General features: G+C 61.2%; 15 protein-coding genes and 2 pseudogenes. 6 read left to right on the forward strand and 11 right to left on the reverse strand.

Annotated elements, in window-relative coordinates:
- Positions 1–75: 75 nt before the first annotated feature.
- Positions 76–423, forward strand: a pseudogene (locus tag DSD19_RS12140) (zincin-like metallopeptidase domain-containing protein); the annotation flags it as partial.
- Positions 424–694: 271 nt separating this feature from the next.
- The gene (locus DSD19_RS12145; RefSeq protein ID WP_113669767.1) at positions 695–2,212 is read left to right on the forward strand and encodes a hypothetical protein; all 1,518 of its coding nucleotides are present in this window, start codon (positions 695–697) and stop codon (positions 2,210–2,212) included.
- Between the two features lie 56 nt (positions 2,213–2,268).
- On the opposite strand, the gene DSD19_RS12150 is transcribed toward DSD19_RS12145, so the two are convergent.
- Positions 2,269–2,463 carry a hypothetical protein gene (locus DSD19_RS12150; RefSeq protein ID WP_113669768.1) on the reverse strand — a complete coding sequence of 65 codons (195 nt, stop codon included), beginning with the start codon at positions 2,461–2,463 and terminating at the stop codon, positions 2,269–2,271.
- A 182-nt stretch (positions 2,464–2,645) separates the two neighbouring features.
- On the opposite strand from DSD19_RS12150, the gene DSD19_RS22350 reads away from it, so the two are divergent.
- Complete coding sequence (locus tag DSD19_RS22350; protein ID WP_243627938.1) at positions 2,646–3,167, forward strand: hypothetical protein; 522 nt, start codon at positions 2,646–2,648, stop codon at positions 3,165–3,167.
- Positions 3,164–3,448 (forward strand): hypothetical protein, encoded by a 285-nt coding sequence (locus tag DSD19_RS12160; RefSeq protein WP_113669770.1) that lies wholly within the window; start codon positions 3,164–3,166, stop codon positions 3,446–3,448. The genes DSD19_RS22350 and DSD19_RS12160 overlap by 4 nt, the downstream gene beginning before the upstream one ends.
- A gap of 57 nt (positions 3,449–3,505) precedes the next feature.
- On the opposite strand, the pseudogene DSD19_RS12165 reads toward DSD19_RS12160, so the two are convergent.
- Positions 3,506–3,838 (reverse strand): annotated as a pseudogene (locus DSD19_RS12165) (transposase); the annotation flags it as partial.
- A 116-nt stretch (positions 3,839–3,954) separates the two neighbouring features.
- Between DSD19_RS12165 and DSD19_RS21460 the strand changes: the two are divergent.
- Both DSD19_RS21460 and DSD19_RS21465 read left to right on the forward strand, forming a co-directional pair.
- Positions 3,955–5,124 carry a hypothetical protein gene (locus DSD19_RS21460; protein WP_133260423.1) on the forward strand — a complete coding sequence of 390 codons (1,170 nt, stop codon included), beginning with the start codon at positions 3,955–3,957 and terminating at the stop codon, positions 5,122–5,124.
- Positions 5,125–5,622: 498 nt separating this feature from the next.
- The gene (locus DSD19_RS21465) at positions 5,623–6,681 is read left to right on the forward strand and encodes a hypothetical protein (RefSeq protein WP_133260424.1); all 1,059 of its coding nucleotides are present in this window, start codon (positions 5,623–5,625) and stop codon (positions 6,679–6,681) included.
- A gap of 246 nt (positions 6,682–6,927) precedes the next feature.
- Here the strand turns inward: DSD19_RS21465 and DSD19_RS21805 are convergent, their stop codons facing one another.
- From DSD19_RS21805 to DSD19_RS12210, 9 genes are all read right to left on the reverse strand, one after another.
- Positions 6,928–7,104 carry a hypothetical protein gene (locus DSD19_RS21805; RefSeq protein ID WP_165828121.1) on the reverse strand — a complete coding sequence of 59 codons (177 nt, stop codon included), beginning with the start codon at positions 7,102–7,104 and terminating at the stop codon, positions 6,928–6,930.
- A complete protein-coding gene (locus DSD19_RS21470; RefSeq protein ID WP_133260425.1) occupies positions 7,094–7,399 on the reverse strand; it encodes a hypothetical protein in 306 nt (101 codons plus the stop codon). The genes DSD19_RS21805 and DSD19_RS21470 overlap by 11 nt, the downstream gene beginning before the upstream one ends.
- A 24-nt stretch (positions 7,400–7,423) precedes the next feature.
- Positions 7,424–7,705 carry a hypothetical protein gene (locus tag DSD19_RS12180; RefSeq protein WP_133260426.1) on the reverse strand — a complete coding sequence of 94 codons (282 nt, stop codon included), beginning with the start codon at positions 7,703–7,705 and terminating at the stop codon, positions 7,424–7,426.
- Complete coding sequence (locus DSD19_RS12185; protein WP_113669774.1) at positions 7,663–9,582, reverse strand: type IV secretory system conjugative DNA transfer family protein; 1,920 nt, start codon at positions 9,580–9,582, stop codon at positions 7,663–7,665. The genes DSD19_RS12180 and DSD19_RS12185 overlap by 43 nt, the downstream gene beginning before the upstream one ends.
- Positions 9,583–9,601: 19 nt before the next feature.
- Positions 9,602–10,918 (reverse strand): relaxase/mobilization nuclease domain-containing protein, encoded by a 1,317-nt coding sequence (locus DSD19_RS12190; RefSeq protein ID WP_113669775.1) that lies wholly within the window; start codon positions 10,916–10,918, stop codon positions 9,602–9,604.
- Entirely contained in the window at positions 10,915–11,391 is a 477-nt protein-coding gene (locus DSD19_RS12195; RefSeq protein ID WP_113669776.1) for a MobC family plasmid mobilization relaxosome protein, read from the reverse strand. The genes DSD19_RS12190 and DSD19_RS12195 overlap by 4 nt, the downstream gene beginning before the upstream one ends.
- A gap of 174 nt (positions 11,392–11,565) precedes the next feature.
- A complete protein-coding gene (locus DSD19_RS22585; RefSeq protein ID WP_256359771.1) occupies positions 11,566–11,691 on the reverse strand; it encodes a hypothetical protein in 126 nt (41 codons plus the stop codon).
- Between the two features lie 1,380 nt (positions 11,692–13,071).
- Complete coding sequence (locus tag DSD19_RS12205; protein WP_075786335.1) at positions 13,072–13,338, reverse strand: hypothetical protein; 267 nt, start codon at positions 13,336–13,338, stop codon at positions 13,072–13,074.
- On the reverse strand, positions 13,328–16,132 hold the full coding sequence (locus tag DSD19_RS12210) for a glutamine-synthetase adenylyltransferase (RefSeq protein WP_113669777.1): 2,805 nt from the start codon (positions 16,130–16,132) through the stop codon (positions 13,328–13,330). The genes DSD19_RS12205 and DSD19_RS12210 overlap by 11 nt, the downstream gene beginning before the upstream one ends.
- Between the last annotated feature and the right edge of the window lie 12 nt (positions 16,133–16,144).

A 16,144-nucleotide genomic window follows, 5' to 3' on the forward strand; every position in this document is an offset into this window, starting at 1 on the left:
AAGACCTTCCTCTCCGCCATAGCCCTCGCCGCAACCGTCATCTTCTGGCTTTGACGATCAATGAGTCTGGAGCCTAGCCCCGAGGCCTATTATGCGACCTTGGCGCATGAACTCACCCACTGGACGAAGCATGAGTCCCGCCTTGCCCGTGACTTTGGCCGGAACCGCTGGGGCGACGAAGGCTATGCCCGCGAGGAACTGGTCGCCGAGCTGGGCGCGGCGTTCCTCTGTGCTGACCTCGCCCTGACCCCCGAGCCGGGCGAAGACCATGCCGCCTATATTCAAAGCTGGCTGAAGGTCTTGAAGGACGACAAACGGGCGATCTTCTCCGCCGCCGCCCATGCCCAGCGTGCCGCCGATTATCTGCATGGGCTGCAACCCGTCATCGACGAGGACGTCAGCAAGCAAGGGGTTGCCGCGTGAGCGGCAGCCTTTTCCCTGGTCAGGAAAATTTGCGTCCGCCTCCGGCGGACGCACCTCCCTTCGGATAATAGAAACCAGGGAGGTCATTCGCTCATTAGACACATTGACTGGACATGGGCGGCGGATAAACGCTGCTTGCGGCGGCGTAGAGCATTGTTTTGTATAGCAAAATCTTTCGCGCCGCTTCCTATGAAAAAGACTCGCCGCGCTATAGAGAAGTTTTTATAAATAGAGCAGTGTGACTTCATGTAAAATGTGCTAATTATGTAACATGGCACAAGATGTTCACACACTCCTTAAGTCCATCGGGCCGAGCTTAACATCTGACCTTATTGCGGAAATGGTGAAAGCTGGCGCGAGTGAGTCGGCCGCGCGCAAACGGGTCCAAAGAGAGCAAGAGAGCTTCGATGTGCAAAGGCTTGCGGGCTTGCGCTTCGAAAAAAACGCCCGTTTCATGTATCTGGTGGACCAATATGGTACTTCGAAGTTCTGGCAACGATTTGATGACGCATGTCGTCGTGCGGGCAAGTCCTACTGGTCAACCATCGCGCTGCTGAAAGCTCGTGGAGGAGTTATCGCGCAAGACTTTTTTCCTATCGTTGCCGGAACGCCCCAAGCTCGCCAGAGGCAACTATCTCCCGACCGAATTTTTGAGCGACTTCGCGCAATTAATGTCTTGGAAACCTTTGAAGACGATGGGCGCTCGTATGTGCGGTTTCGTCCTCTTTCCTACCCTCGTCAGAGTTTGGCAATGGTTCGAGCTGAGGAGATCGCAGAGAATATAGCATTGCAAGGCATAAAGGATTGGGCTCGGCGCATTGGATTTGGTAGCTATGGGAAATTCGTGGTGCGAGGGGACGACGCACCATCAATAGTATCAGGAATTCAATGGAGCATGACTGCACCGAGCTATATGAGGCCGTTGGTATCTATCGATGGTGGAGCTGCTAAGCCAGGATTCTTTGTGTGTGATATCAACCTTCACGACGTGATCGGAGAAGAGGAAGCACTTGCTTTTGTTAGGAAATGTGATCTTGCTGCGGCGCCCAAGAAAGTAGCGCCAATCATGCCAATGTTGGTGGCGCATGTTTTTTCTGCGGAGGCATTAAGTATTTTGAGGTCAAAAGGTATTCTTGCCGTTACCCTGCAGAATCTCTTCAGAGAAGAACTGTCGGACGCATTAAGGGAGCTTGTTGTTTTGTTGACCGACCTTGGCGCGCGCGCCGCAGCAAATCCAGACCATATTCGTAAGGTGATGAATACACTTACGAAAATTGAGGGTGGCGCGGAAAATCTTCGAGGTGCGCTTTTTGAGCTAGTGGTTGGAAGTCTTGTGAAGGATGTTGAGGGGGGCTATTTGGTAACTGGCGAGCGCCGAACTGATTTACACACAGGCCGTAAGGCAGAGATTGATGTCCGTCTAGACCGAGGGGAAGACAAAGGTGTCCTCGTAATTGAATGCAAGGCAAAAAAACCCGGTGCACGGGTGAGTGAGAGTGACGTAAAGAGGTGGTATGAAGACCGCGTTCCACTTATTTATTCTATGCTAACGACCGGTCGAGATGGGGATTTGGGTGCATATCACTTTGAGCTTTGGACAAACGGATACTTTACTGACTCTGCAAAGGATTGGTTCAAGAGACAGAAATCTGCATTCGACGGTTATTCTCTTGGGCTCAGAGATGGTACCGGACTGAAGGCATATGCACAGAGTGCAAGAAATCCTTCGTTGCGAGACACTCTCAATGAGCACTATTTTAGGAGTCCCGTAATGAAAGTCATAGCATAGAGCTTTTCGGAAGCTGTGCTTCAGGGACGGCAAACGCCGCCGTGGAGCATACCCCGTCAGAGCGACGGGGCGGGAACGGCGCAGCGGCGATTGCGCACGCGGGTAATGTTTTCGAGGGACGCCAGGATGTTGCGGCGCTCGGGTGTGCCGGTGGCCGTGGCCATCAGCAAGCGTTCAAGCGCGGCAAAGAGCTCATCCAGTTGGTCGTCGGTAAGCTGCTCCAGCTCGTATATGGTGAAAAATGCGATCATCGTGATCCTCCTGTTCTTGGCATTGTCGAGCCCGAACCATTCGGGGCTTCGTTGAACAGGACGACCGGCATCATCGGCGTGATGGGGACACCTTCGGGCGTAACATATGTGAAGCAGGCCTGCCCTTGTCCCGAACCCTCAGGCCGCATGTGCCAGACCTGAAAGTCTCAGAAGCCCCCTGAATGCGTGATCGGCATCAGCCAAAAGAACAGGGCAGTGAGCGCAGGGTCAGCGGTTTCCGCCATGCGCTGCGGGAGCCAGAGCTTGCCATCGCCTTTGGTTTGGGCTTTGCCCGTACATCGCCTGAATTCCTGACCGAACGCGGTCGCCCGTCAATATCCTGCCCGCACCACCCCGTCTTCGCTGCGCTACGACGCGCCGTGTTGGACATGACAGCCGCCCTTCTCCGTCCGGTCTTGCGGAATGGCATGAACGAGCCAACCCCAAACCAAAGGAGAAGCAAAATGGCTTACACCCTCAACAAACAACAGAAAACCTCGCCCCGCGCGCCCGACTTCCTCGCCTGGCACGTCACGCAAAAGGGCGACAAATCCTACTGGAACAAGGTCGGTGCGGCCTGGGCGCACAAGGATAGCGCGGGCTACACCATCCAGCTCGAAGTCGTCCCCATCAATGGCCGCATCGTCCTGCGCCAGCCCATCGAAGACCCGAGAGAGCCCGCAACAGACCAGGAGGGGGCGTGAGCGCCCCCTTCACCATCCGGATCGTCTGGCGCGGCATCGCCATCCGGGTGGATTATCACGCCCGCCGCTGGAACGGCCCGTGTGACCATGTCGAAATCACATCCGACAACCGCGTGCCGCTGCCCGTTACCGAAACCGGCTATCGCTCGCACTTTCTGCCTGCCGGGGTCGTGACGCCCGACACGCTCGAAGCGCAGGTCACCGCATGGCTGGACGAAGAAGCCGCCAAGACGGAATGGCAGCACTACCAAGAGGCCTCGCGCCAGATGACGCTCTTCTAGGGCGTCATCATTGCCGTTCAGCCGTGTGCGTACAGGCGAAGCCCAAATGTCTCGGTGAATACTTCGATAATATTTAGCACGCCAGCAAGGGTGTCTGGTCTTGGGTTTTCTTCGCCAGGAGTCGCCTTCGTTCGTAGATTGGGGTGAGCGAGCCCCCTTGTCCTGCAACGCTTCTCTGAACCAGTCAGCGTCATAGCCACGATCCCCGAGCAGTCCTTTGACGTTTGACAGGTCGCTGAGCAATGCCCGCGCACCGATATAAGCGCTCACCTGCCCGGCGGTGAAGAACAGATCAATCGGTCGACCTTTGCTGTCGCAAACAATAGCGTGCAGCTTCTTGTTCATGCCGCCCTTGGTACGACCGATCAGGCGACCGCGGCCCTCTTTTTGGCGGCCATACAACCATGCGGGATGTGACAACTAGTCTCGCCACCATTACTCGTAAAACATGTTGCGGGTGAAATCTTGCATATGATACCCTATCAAAAATGGGGTATCGATTTGAGATGATTGAAAAAAAGGCATTTTACGCGGTCGGCGCACTTGTAGCATTGCCGTACACCGCCATCGCCCAAGACTCATCGCAGGTTCAAAGGACGCTTAGCTTCGGCACGACTGTTGCGACCTTTGATGAAGATGGCGGCGAGAGTGGGCGGCAAATTTTTGCACCGCTACAGTTTACATACTCAACACAGCGATGGGATTTGGGCCTGAAAACCGCTTTCATCGATAGTGAGCGAGAAAGCGATTTTTCAGGCGGGTCAGGTCGAGTAACCAGCCTGACCGACACAGCAGTGTCCGGAACATATCGCGCCTACGCTGGCAATCCGACCTGGTTGCAAGGGCGGCGGGCAACCTTGGCCATTAATGCAGATATCAATCTGCCGACTGGACAGTCGCAACTGGCGGGCGATGAAAAGAATGCCGTTTTTGACAGTTTTATTGTCGACCAGGATCGCTTTGGTGAGGGTTTGAATGTCGGTATCGGTTTCAGTTCGACCATTACTTTGAGTGAACAAACGCTGCTTGGGTTTGGTGCCAGCTATATTTCACGTGGCGACTATAATCCTGATGGCGATGCGCCTGACCAGAAGCTTGATCCTGGCGACCAGATCGTTGGCTCGATCCAGCTCCTTCACACCGCTGCGATGTATCAAGTCAATGCCGGCTATAGAATTATTGAGGAGGAGGAGACGGAGGTGAACGGCGACGCGATCTACGATCGTGCAACATCGCATGAGTTTTTTCTATACGGCAGTTACCGCGTCAACGATCTATGGACCGTACGTGGTTCAGCACTTTACGCAACGCGAGGTTCCGACGAGCTTTTCGATGTCACGACCGGTAAGCTTGAAGAAGCCGATGAAGATGATAACGGTGATACCTACTATCTATCACTCGGTGTAAGCCGGAACCTCACGTCCCGTGATCGCATTGGGCTTGACGTGAGCTACCGACGCCAGGCTGAGAATGACTTTGATGAGGAAAGCTTTTCCTTCGCGCCAAGCTTGACGCGTCGTGAAATCAAAGTGTCATACGACCGCCTGCTTCGAGATGGCGTGACGCTCAATGCATCGGTTGCCTATTTCGATGTGGAGGAAGGCGATATTCTTGACTTCGATGGTCCAAGATTTGAGGGAGCGCAAGTTTCCTTGGGGGTAAGCTATGCGTTTTAGGGTAGTTTCGTTTGTCGTATTGTGTGTCTTGGCGTCGGGGTGTGATGATAGCTTCATCGAGAACAACACTCCGGCAAAAAACCTTCAAGATGCCGCGGTCTCTCGCGATCAATATGAAAGCAAAATATCTGATTTAAGCATGGATTACTCAAACTGTATCAGCACTGTATTCTACACGGAAGCTCGCGAAAGAATGGAGAGGGGTAACCTCCCAATATTTGAAAACGATCACTACGTCACACTTTGTGGAAGAAAGCGAGACGAACTTGAGGGATATGTCATCCAGGGGTTTCATCTGGTGAATGGTGACAAGCAAGGAGATGCAAAGATCTTTGCCCAGTCAATTTCTCAAAATGTAGCGACATATACGCTTGATAGACTTTGGGAATACTCGCGTCCTCAGTAGGACTCGTCGTTAGGCGCAAAATCATACATAAATAAATGATCGTAAGCGCATATGCAGCACTGTTGCACACTCCATCATGAGGACCTATCAAGATGAATGGTAAGGATATCTTTAGGCGCAATGGACGGCTCACGCTCGCATTTTGCGCTTTTGCATCTCCCGTGATGGCTCAAGACGACTTCAGCGTTACAGTGGCGGAACGTGAGGCGCTGCTAAGTAACTCGATGAAAGCAATGGAGCCGGAAATAAATGCTAGAGCAGAAGCGCAGGGTAGGCAAGTTGCTGAACTGGCGAATTTATTTCTTTCTGCTCTTGAGACAATAGCGCCGCTTCCGGGAGTGGAGATTTTTCCTGGTGGAGGTGAGAGGGAAGTGCCCATTGTGGGGCGCGATAAAGCTGTAAGCGCTGCGGCTGATTGGCTGGGAGATTGGTGGGAGGGGCGATCCCGAGAACAAATCACAACGCGGCAACGAGAGTTATTGGAACGAGATTTGCCTGGCCTAATTGAAAGGATAGAGCAAAATAGGGCTCAAGTCGCTGAGGAGCAGCGGCAAAGAGATTTCGACGAACAAGTGCGTCAGTACAGAGAGACTGTTTACGGCCCGCCTCGGCCTAACGAATTTATGGGTCGTTATGAAAACGAGATGCATGCGGCATTCGGAGATTATACTACTGGTTTAGCATCGTCGATTGGTGATGCGCGTGCTGTTCGCTCGCCAGACCCGGAACTTGATCGCGTGCTCGCAACCGACCCACGCTCTCCATTTACCACAACCGTTGAAAGCCCTAGCGGTATTTCAACGGGGGGCTTCACGGGAGAAGAGGGCCTGAATATTGCCGGTGTGCTTAACGTTCTGGCCTTCGACTCAGGCAATCTCCAAGACGGTGACCAGGTTCGTCTGACTGTAAGGGATTCGCGAGGTGTTATCCTGTCCCGAAACATCACACTGACTTTCGGCGGTTCGACAAGCAGGCTGTCAGCCAGGCGTGGGCTGGTTAATGTTACAATTACGGCTCTCAACGAAGGAACATCGCCGCCGAACACGGGAGGTCTTCGGGTCAGTGGCGACGTGGCTGGTTCACGGAGGGGTAATTTCAATCTTACTCGCGGTCAATCCGGGACACTTGCCGTTCGTGTTTTGGGGAACTGACTAACAACCCTCAAAACGGTTCTCTGATTGCAGCTATGTCAAGCGCGTGAGCGACGTGTCCTTACGGGGTCATGGTTCTCTCCGAGGTCGCAGGACTTACGTCTCATGATGGTGCTCGGTGATGGATCGTCTCCAATGTCGTTTGCGGGGTGAGCAGGTAGGCCTGCGTCCCAACCGTTTTTGCGAGATCGATCTACCTCCGTCCCGTCGGGACTTCGCTCCCCGCCTCTGGGAAGGGAATTCAGATCAGGCGGTGGCCTCCTTTGTCCATTGGTACTCGGTTTCGTCCTTCCAGAGCGTCAGCATCAGCACGGCGATCTTACGCGCCGTGGCGACCGGCGCTGCCCGCTCGATCAAGTCATCCCGGTCGGTCGGGGGATCTCCCGCCGCAAGGCGCTTCAGGAAGATAGTCCTAGAGATCATGACCATGCCCCTTGTCGGGTGCCTTGGCGGCTATCGGCTTGAACAGCCCCTTGAGCTTGCCTCCTTCGCCGAGCGTAAAGCGTGGCCTGGTACTTGGCGACGCACGGGGCGTCAGACCTTGCTGAATCCCTTTCGCACCGGGCGGCGCGACGTTACCCGCCGGTCTGAGGCCGGGATAGTTCGGCTTGAGCTGCGTTTTCGCATTGTCCTTGTCCCTGAGCGGAGTGTTCTTGTGGGGAGGCAGGGATGATCCTGCCTCCAGGTTAAACGGATTCTTCGGGTTTTTCTCGAGCATGGGGAACTCCCCTCCTCTGATGGCCTAGAACGGGATTTCGCCATCGGGATTGTCGAAATCCGGCGGCGGATTCATGAAGAGCGCCTCAAAGGCGAATTCGTCTAGCAAGGTCTGGAGGATGCCCGCGACCGCCACGGCATAGTCGGCGTAGAGGTCGGGGCTTTCGGTAATCCAGCACCAGATCGACTCGACATTGGCGTCCGTCAGCGGCATGCCCGCCAGCTTCGCCGCCTTCATGAAATCCTCGGGCGAAAGCAACAAGGTCACTTCCGCGCCGAGAAGCCGGTTGCAAACGTGGTGTTCCACGGCAAATCCTCCGTTTCGAATTGCGGCATGACGGTGGGCTTCCAGGGCGTGCTGAGCGATGTCGTTGCAGCCTTGGCACGGAGATCGACACCCTTGGCCTTGAGCTCCGGGTCTTCGAACCATGGCACGCGGCGGGCGATGATCGGGTTGGCGTTTTCGATGAAGAGCAGTTGCTTACGTTCATGCAGCCGCATCAGCTCGTCGGGATAGGCCAGCTTGCGCTTGGCCGCTGCCCGCGTGTCCGTCTCGGTGGTCGAATCCGAACTGCTCAGACCGCTGCCGCCCGAGCTTGTGCCGACCGTCCGCGCAATCGCCGAGCTGAAATTCCAGACGGTGGTTTCGCCGCAGAGCGCCGAGAAATACTCCGCCGTCGTGCGATCCGTACTCCCGAAATACTGCACCACCCCCGAATTGCCGATGAAGGTCTCCCAGCCGTCGCCGTAGACACGCTTGAGTTGGCTGAGGTCTTGAACAATCCCCCAGAGCTGCATCCCGAAACCTGCCATCAGCCCATAGGCCTGTTCGACCATGGTCAGATGGCCGAGCGCAGGCAGTTCGTCGAGCAGGAACAGGATCGGCTTGTCGGGCTGCACCTCGATGTTGCGGGCGTTGACGGTGATGGCTTGCTGCACCAGCAGGCGCAGCCAGCGCCCGAAGGCGTGTAACCGGTCGGCAGGCAGGCACAGATAGATCGTGACCTTGCCCGTTTTCAGCTCCTCGAAGCTGAAGTCGGATGCCGAGAGGTTTTCGCGCAGGCGGGCGCTATCGAGGAAATGCGTTTCCGCCTGAGCCGAGGCCATGACGTTGGAAAGCAGCTTTTCATCCCGTTGCAGGAAGCGTGCGCCCGTGCTGGCCACGACATGGTGCGGGCTGTCCAGCATCCGCTCGAAGAGCATTTTCAGGTTATCGCCATCGAGCAGCAGCAGATCGCGAACGCGCGGAAGATGCCGTTGACCGGCTTCCCGTTCGTCCGTCGCGACATAGAGGATGACGCCCTGCAACAGCCCCTTGGCTTCTTCCGCCCAGAACCGGTCGCCGTGGCTGCCCTGCATGATCAGCGCATCGGCCAGCAGCATGGCGTTTTCGGTGATGTCCACATCGCTCGCTTGCAGCATATCCAGCGGATTGATGCGCGCAGCCTCGAACTCAGGATCACCGACGATGTTCCAGGGATCGACGGTCAGAACCTTTTGCCCCATCGCGCGGCGGGCTTTGGCCGTGACCTTCGCGTTTTCGCCTTTCGGGTCGATGACGAGCGCCGAACCCTCATATTTCAGCAAATTGGGGACAATTTGCGTTACACCTTTGCCCGAGCGCGTCGGGGCAACCGTCAGCAGATGACGGTCACCCTTATAGGCAATGACCTCGTCTTCTTCGCCGTTAAAGAATGTGCCGAGCCGCAGGCCGTCCTTACCGAACAGGCCGCGTTCGGTGAGTTCTTCGGCATCCGCCCATTTTGCAGAGCCGAAGGTGGACGGGACTTCGCCGAGCGCTTTGACCGCCGTGCCGAGCCAATAGCCGAGGGCTGCGAAAAACCCGATGGCCGAGAGCAGCGTCGTCAGACTCCATCCGAGCGTGCCGTGGTTGAACACGGCGATGGCACCGCCCACCGCAAGCGCGACCAGGGCGGCGACCTTGCGGAACTGGCGGGCTTTCGGGCTCAGAAACCAGCCAATCCCGAAGCCCAGGGCGACCGCCGTGCCCATCGTCGCAATCCGCACCATCATCAAATGGAGGGTCAAATCGCGGCCGCCATATCCATAGCCATAGCTGCTATTGCCGAAGAGCGATTGCGCGACCGCTTCCCCGGCGGCGAGGACAGTCGTCCCCGCCAACACGGCGAGCGTGATGCGCCGTTTGAGTTTGAACCGTTTCATGTCCGTTGTTCTCCTGTTGCTAGAGCTCAAATCGCGGGCCGCGATCACGGCGGCGCGTACGGTGAGGCGTCGCCTCGTGCTGCCGGCCACGCGGTGACCAGTCAGCTTCCGTCTCGGGGCTGCGCTCGGAGGTGCGCAGATATCGGGTGATGTCGCGGGCAAGCAGTCGGCGGTTGGCGACATGCTTCCGCCGCAGGGCGTCGATCTGCTTTTGCAGCTCTTGCCGGTCTTTCATCTGGGCAAAGGCAAGGCGGTCGCGTTGCTCGCGGTCGCGCTTTGCGCAAGCGAGCGCATGCGCCTCGTTCTCCTGACGGATAACCCGCGCCTTGCCGGTGACCTTGTCGAGCAGGCCTTTCAGACCCTTGCGATAGCGCTCAGACCGTTCCTGCGCTTCCGCCTGCCATCGGTCTTGCTGCCGGTCTTTGAGGGTCTGACGCTCCTTGCGGTGCGCTTTGACCATTTCGGCTTTCACCTGCATGTGCGGGGCAAGATCGCGCTCATGTCTGGCGTTCACCTCCTGAATGAAGGCCTTCAGCTTGGTGGTGAGGCGGGACCGGATGGCCGCCCTGGCCTCAGATACCGAGGGCAGGCCATCCGCCGCGCCGAACCGGGCGCGCACGTCCTTGGTCTTCACCCCGATCCATTTCGGGAGGGCGAAAACCTCGCCTTCGATATTGAGAGCGACGAACCCGCGCCGGTCGCCCCTGGCGATGAAATATCCCCGTTCGGCGAGGGCATTGCCCATCGCCGCCAGCGAATCCGACTGCGCCCAGGCATCGCGGAACGCATCCTTGATTTCGCGGGGGTCGAGCTTCAGGCGGCGTGCCTGTTGCCATTCATCGAGCGTGAAATTGAGGGGGCTCTTGCCGCCGAGAGTCTTCAGCCCCTCAGGCAGGCGCCAGCCATAATCGAGATAGAGCTCTTTCGAGAGCGCCGTCAGCCTGTTCTTGAAATGCGGCAGGTTGATCGCCGTCATGGTCTCGGCATCGATCCGAGACCAGACGACATGGGCGTGCCGCCGCCCTTCCTTCTCATGAATGACAATCGCGCGGGGCTGGCCGTCGAGGCCGAGCGCCTTTTCCGCCCGATCAGCGGCGTCCAGGAAGTCCGCTTCGCTCGCCACCGCCTCCTTTGGCGGGTTGAGGCTCAGCGAAAACATGTGCTGCTTGCACTGCGTCGCCTTCGAGATCGCGTGTGCTTCCCGAAGCGCGCCGGTCAAGTCTTCGGCAACGAAGCCCCGCAGTTCCAGCAGTTCGACATGGTCGTTGTCGCGGTCATTGAGCAGATGCGCCGCGAGTTGCGTTGCGCCCGCGCGCTGAGAGCCCTTGAGGATCATAGCGTGAACCTCGATTTGGGCGGGGGCGTTGCTTTGGTGTTCGCTGCACGGGCGAAGCTCTGCGATGTGGATTCGGGCGGACGCGGCTTGTCGCTGTCCTGAAGGCCGAGCGCGCGTATCAACAGCACGCGCATCGCCCGCACGTCCTCGCAGGCGCGCTTGATATCGGCCTTCGTCTCGTCGTCGAAATAGAGCGTGCCGGAATTGGCGGCCTTGGCGAGCTGGTTGAGATTATTGCCGATCCGGCTCGCCCCGAGCGCGGCCAGCACCTCGGCCAGCAGCTTCTCGTCGGCCTCAGCCGCCTGACGGCGTTTACGGTATTTCGGGGCGTCGGCGGCAAACACCAGCGATTTGATATACGACGCCAGCGGCATGCCGCCCGCCTGCCGTTCCAGCTTCGCCCGTTCCTCGAAGGTCAGGCGCAGCGAAAACGGCGCAGGACGCCGGTTCGGACTATTGGGTATCCGGCTCATGGCTTGCGCCCATGAGCCTCATATCCGCTTTGCTTTAGATGGGTGTTCCAGTCGTGGAGCGTGTCAAACAGCGCGTTTGAAGTTTCCTCGTCGAGGTGCGCCAGACGCCATTTGTTACATTTCGGAATTTGGCGATACGCCCCGCCAGCAACCACCTGGCATAGCAGCCTGTTCTCATTGGCTCCGGGCCTCAAGCCGGTCTTTCAGGGCCTCCGGGATCAGCCTGATGTTCCCGCGCTTGAAGGACGTGATGGCGGCCCCGGCCTCTTTCAGCCAGCGATGGAGGGTCGGTCGGCTCACGCCGAACATCGCCCCCTGCATCCCTCGCTCGGACGTGGATCGGTCGCTGGGTGCGCTCAGTCATCGCTTCGCCCCGGCATCCCGTCCCGCGTCCTGCCGTCGAGCATTCTGCCCGCGGTACGCTTGCCGACGCGGCGCATGACATGGACCCTATCACCATGAAAACCGCAAAGCCTCCTGCCAGGGTCTCCTGCCAGGTCGAGCCACCGCGATTTGCCACGGTCCACATCGTTTTGCTTTAGTCGACGCGAAAGTCTGGGGCGTCTCGCTCTCGATCGGGTGCCGCTTCCCATTCACCCCACTGCCTGAGAAAGAAGGCCGCGCCCGCCGCCTGCCATAGGCGTCGCGGTTGCGGACCGCGACGGAGCGCCTCTCGGCGCGATCCACGTCGCGGGGTCGCTGTCGGGATGGACGCCCGAGGCCTTCCTGCGCCATGCCGCACCGGTGGCGACCGAAGCCGCCCGGGCCATCAACGGCAGCCTCCAGCGGAACGCCCTGCAGCCCATCCCGGACCGTCTTGCGGACGCGGGTTCCCGGCGACCGCTCTGCCCAGCCATCCGCCTCGGCACCAGCGCCTGGAACGCCGCTGCCGGGGATCTGGCATTCGCGTCAGGCCTTGCGGATCACCCATTCGACACAGGCGCCCGGGACCGACCTCGTTCCGTCGCCCGCGCCACGCGATGCCGGCGGCGGGCGAGGGCGAGGGTCGCCTTGCCATTTCCTGCGACCAGATCGAGAACGCGCGCCCGGGGGCAGGACCCTGCTCGATGCGGATCGCCAGCGGCGGCGGCGACGCATCCAGCGGGGGAGCGGGTCCGGCCTTCGCGGCGATGGACCCGCGGGGATGCCGCGTGACGGCGCCCCCGCGGCCAAAGCCGCGCCGCGCCAGTCGGCCCCGGTCCGGCGGAAGGATCAGGTTCCCGCCCGGGGACCGGATCGGGCCCGGGCCCGCTGGAAAGACTGCGCCGGGCGTTGGTGGGCAGAGACATCACATCGCCGGGGCCCGCCGTGCAGACCTGACCGTTTTCAAGCCCGACGCGCATCGCGGCTTCGGTGACGATGTGATCCGCGATCGCGTGTTTCGGCCCCTCCGTGAACGGGCGGCAACCGGTCGGCGAGATCCGGGCGAGGATCGCCCCGGGCGCGGTCGGAGCGCCTTTCGGAAAGACGCCGACCGCGAGATCGGGGGACCGGACGATCGCCGTCGGCGGATCGGATCCCATGCCTGCGGCTGCACCGGTCTGTCCCCTCACCCCAGCGCTTTCCGACCTGCCGCGATGCCACGCATCGGATGGCGTGGGACTGTCGCAGGACGCCGCAGCGGCCCCGGCGCCGCCTTGCCCCGGCGTGCTCCCGCTGGCGTGAGGCGCCTGTACCGGCCTAGCTGCGTCGGCCGCGCGGACCGCCCCGACGGCGGGCGGAGGGTTCCTCGGCAAGGCCTGCGCGCAGCACGGCCGTCATCGGATGGTCGGGCGCATCGGGGCCGTATTCGGCCAGAAGCCTGCGCAGCGCGCGGCTTGTGTCGACCGTCTCGGGCAGCCCCAGCGCCCAGTCGAGAAAGATCGAGCGGCATTCCGAAGGGCCGATGCCCTCGATCCGGTAGGCTTCCCGGATCAGCCCGCGCGGGTCGGCCAGTTCAATCCGCATCCCCGTCCTCCTGCGGGCTGCGCCCGATCACCGCCTCGATCACCCTGGCCGCCGCAGCGCGCCGGTCGTCCAGCAGGGCCGCAAGCGCCGCGGCATCGGCCAGACCCGTGCCCCGCAACAGGAAGGCCCGTCCGCTTTCGCCAAGGCTGCAAGGGTCGAGCGGCAGGTCCGCGATCAGCTTGGCCGCGCCCTGCACCTGGCGCTGCAGCCGGTAAGAGGCAATCAGCGTCTGCGCCTCGGGCGCCTCCAGCCAGCCCGCATCGACCCCGGCATCGATCTGGTCGGGCACCGAGGTCGCGGGATGGGCCGCGATCAGCGCGGCGGCCGAGGCGATCAGTTCGATATCCTGGCCCCGGCCCGGCCCCTGCTTGCCGTCCCAGGCCGATTTCGCGGGCTTGGCCTCGGCCAGCCGCCGCCGCATGTCGACAACGCCCGCCGCCGTGCGCGCCACGTCGGCCTTTTCGTGCAGCAGCGCGCGGCGGAATGCCTCGACCTCAGCGCCAAGCGCGGTGTCGCCCGCCACCGGCCGCGCGCGGGTCAGCGCCAGATGTTCCCAGGTCCAGGCCTCGTCGCGCTGATAGCTGCGGAAGCTTTGCAGCGAGGTCGCGACCGGCCCCTGATTGCCCGAGGGCCTGAGCCGCATGTCGACCTCGTAAAGCCTGCCCTCGGCCATCGGCGCGGTCAGCGCCGTCACCAGCGCCTGGGTCAGCTTGGCGTAATAGGCGCGCGAGGCCAGCGGGCGGCGGCCGTCAGACGCCTCGACCCCGTCGGCATCGTAGATCACGATCAGGTCGAGATCGGACCGCGAGGTCAGCGCCCCTGCCCCCAGCGACCCCATGCCCAGCACCGTGGCCCCCTTGCCGGGCGGCGCGCCATGCTTGGCGGCGAACTGCGCGACGACCTTCGGCCAGAGCGCGGCCAGCACCGCCTCGGCCAGATCGGCATATTCGGCGCCCGCGGTTTCGGCGTCGATCAGGCCGCGCAGGAAATGGACCCCGATCCGGAAATGCCATTCCTTGGCCCAGGCCCGCGCGGCGTCAAGCTGGGCCTCGTAGTCGCCCAGCGTGCCGAGCCGGTCGGCCAGCGTCCCGGTCAGCGCCGCCCGCCCCGGCCAGGCCTCGAAGAAACTGCCGCCGATGACGGCGTCCAGCACCCGGGCGTTGCGCGACAGGTACTGCGCCAGTTCCGGCGAGACGCTGGTGATGTCGATCAGCAGGTCGATGAGATGCGGATTGGCCTCGAACAGCGAGAAAAGCTGTACCCCCGCGGGCAGCCCCGCGAGAAACCCGTCGAAAGCGGCAAAGGCCTCGTCGGGGCGCGGCGCCTTGGTCAGGCGCGAGAAGAGATCGGGTTTCAGCCGGTGGAAGATCTCGCGCGCGCGCGCGGTGCGCAGGCAGGGATAGCCCGGCCAGCGTTCGACGATCCCGGCCGCGGTCTTCGGGATCTCGGGCAGATCCTCGGCGGGCTTTCCGGGGGCGAAGAAGCCTTCGGTCAGGCCCGCGACCCGGCGCAGCCGCGCGGCCAGCGCGTCGCGCCAGGGCCCGGTCTCGGCCGCGCCGCAGAACCGTGCGATCCGCTCGATCCCTTCGGGCGAATTCGGCAGCAGATGGGTCTGGGCGTCGTTGACCATCTGCAGCCGGTGTTCGACCTCGCGATGCGCGCGATAGTCCTCGGTCAGCGTCCCGGCGATCTCGTGCGGGACCCAGCCCTTGTCGGCCAGCCGCGCCAGCCCCTCGACCGTGCCCCGGACGCGCAGGTCCGGGTCGCGCCCGCCCGCGATGATCTGCCGGGTCTGGGTGAAGAACTCGATCTCGCGGATGCCGCCCTGCCCCAGCTTCATGTCATGGCCCTCAAGGCACAGCGCGCCATGCAGGCCCTTGTGGCTGCGGATCCTCAGCCGCATGTCATGGGCGTCCTGGATCGCCGCGAAATCGAGATGCTTGCGCCAGACGAAGGGCCTCAGCCGGTCCAGATAGGCCCAGCCTGCCTGAATATCGCCCGCGCAGGGCCGTGCCTTGATATGGGCCGCGCGTTCCCAGGTGCGCCCGAGCGCCTCGTAATAGCGTTCGGCCGCCTCCATCGACAGACAGACCGGCGTGACCGAGGCATCGGGCCTCAGCCGCAGATCGGTGCGGAAGACATAGCCGTCGCCGGTGGCCTCGGACAGGATCGCGGTCATCCGCCGGGTGATCTTGACGAAGGCGCTGCGCACCTCGTGGAAATCGGCCTCTTCGAACCGGTCCTGATCGAACAGGCAGATCAGGTCGATGTCTGACGAATAGTTCAGCTCATGCGCGCCCTGCTTGCCCATGGCCAGCGCCACCATGCCGCCCGCCGTCCCGGCATCGGCCTCGGTCAGACCCGGCAGCTTGCCGCGCGCGATCTCGGCCGCGACCAGCCGCCTTATCGTCACATCGACGCAAAGATCGGCGAAATCGGTCAGCGCGCCCGTCACCGCCTCGAGCGGCCAGAGCCCGCCCAGATCGGACAGCGCGATCAACAGCGCCGCGCGGCGCTTGGCCTGGCGCAGCCCGGGCTTGAGCGCGTCGAGCGTGAGGCCCCGGACCTCGTCCAGAAGCGCCGCGAAGACCGGTTCGGGCGTGCCCGCCAGCAGGTCCTCCAGCCAGTCGGCCTCGCGCGTCATCAGCCCCCAGAGATAGGGGCTGCACCCGGCCGTGCCCTCCAGCAGGGCGCGGATCTCGGGCGGCTGGGCGGCGAAGCGGTCGGCCGCCTCGGCGGCGCGGTCGGGCTCGTAGGCAAGGGGCGCGCGGGTCAGTCGGGATGCGAAGCTCATGGCCGAGTGATG

Origin of the sequence: Rhodovulum sp. BSW8 (assembly GCF_003314725.1) — a bacterium.
GTDB classification, from domain to species: domain Bacteria; phylum Pseudomonadota; class Alphaproteobacteria; order Rhodobacterales; family Rhodobacteraceae; genus Rhodovulum; species Rhodovulum visakhapatnamense.

Excerpts from the sequence above, each read along its gene's own strand:
- DSD19_RS12145 (WP_113669767.1), top strand. The coding sequence starts at position 695 with ATGGCACAAGATGTTCACACACTCCTTAAGTCCATCGGGCCGAGCTTA.
- DSD19_RS12150 (WP_113669768.1), bottom strand. The coding sequence starts at position 2,463 with ATGATCGCATTTTTCACCATATACGAGCTGGAGCAGCTTACCGACGAC.
- DSD19_RS22350 (WP_243627938.1), top strand. The coding sequence starts at position 2,646 with ATGCGTGATCGGCATCAGCCAAAAGAACAGGGCAGTGAGCGCAGGGTC.
- DSD19_RS21460 (WP_133260423.1), top strand. The coding sequence starts at position 3,955 with ATGATTGAAAAAAAGGCATTTTACGCGGTCGGCGCACTTGTAGCATTG.
- DSD19_RS21465 (WP_133260424.1), top strand. The coding sequence starts at position 5,623 with ATGAATGGTAAGGATATCTTTAGGCGCAATGGACGGCTCACGCTCGCA.
- DSD19_RS21805 (WP_165828121.1), bottom strand. The coding sequence starts at position 7,104 with ATGATCTCTAGGACTATCTTCCTGAAGCGCCTTGCGGCGGGAGATCCC.
- DSD19_RS21470 (WP_133260425.1), bottom strand. The coding sequence starts at position 7,399 with ATGCTCGAGAAAAACCCGAAGAATCCGTTTAACCTGGAGGCAGGATCA.
- DSD19_RS12185 (WP_113669774.1), bottom strand. The coding sequence starts at position 9,582 with ATGAAACGGTTCAAACTCAAACGGCGCATCACGCTCGCCGTGTTGGCG.
- DSD19_RS12190 (WP_113669775.1), bottom strand. The coding sequence starts at position 10,918 with ATGATCCTCAAGGGCTCTCAGCGCGCGGGCGCAACGCAACTCGCGGCG.
- DSD19_RS12195 (WP_113669776.1), bottom strand. The coding sequence starts at position 11,391 with ATGAGCCGGATACCCAATAGTCCGAACCGGCGTCCTGCGCCGTTTTCG.
- DSD19_RS12205 (WP_075786335.1), bottom strand. The coding sequence starts at position 13,338 with ATGCGGATTGAACTGGCCGACCCGCGCGGGCTGATCCGGGAAGCCTAC.
- DSD19_RS12210 (WP_113669777.1), bottom strand. The coding sequence starts at position 16,132 with ATGAGCTTCGCATCCCGACTGACCCGCGCGCCCCTTGCCTACGAGCCC.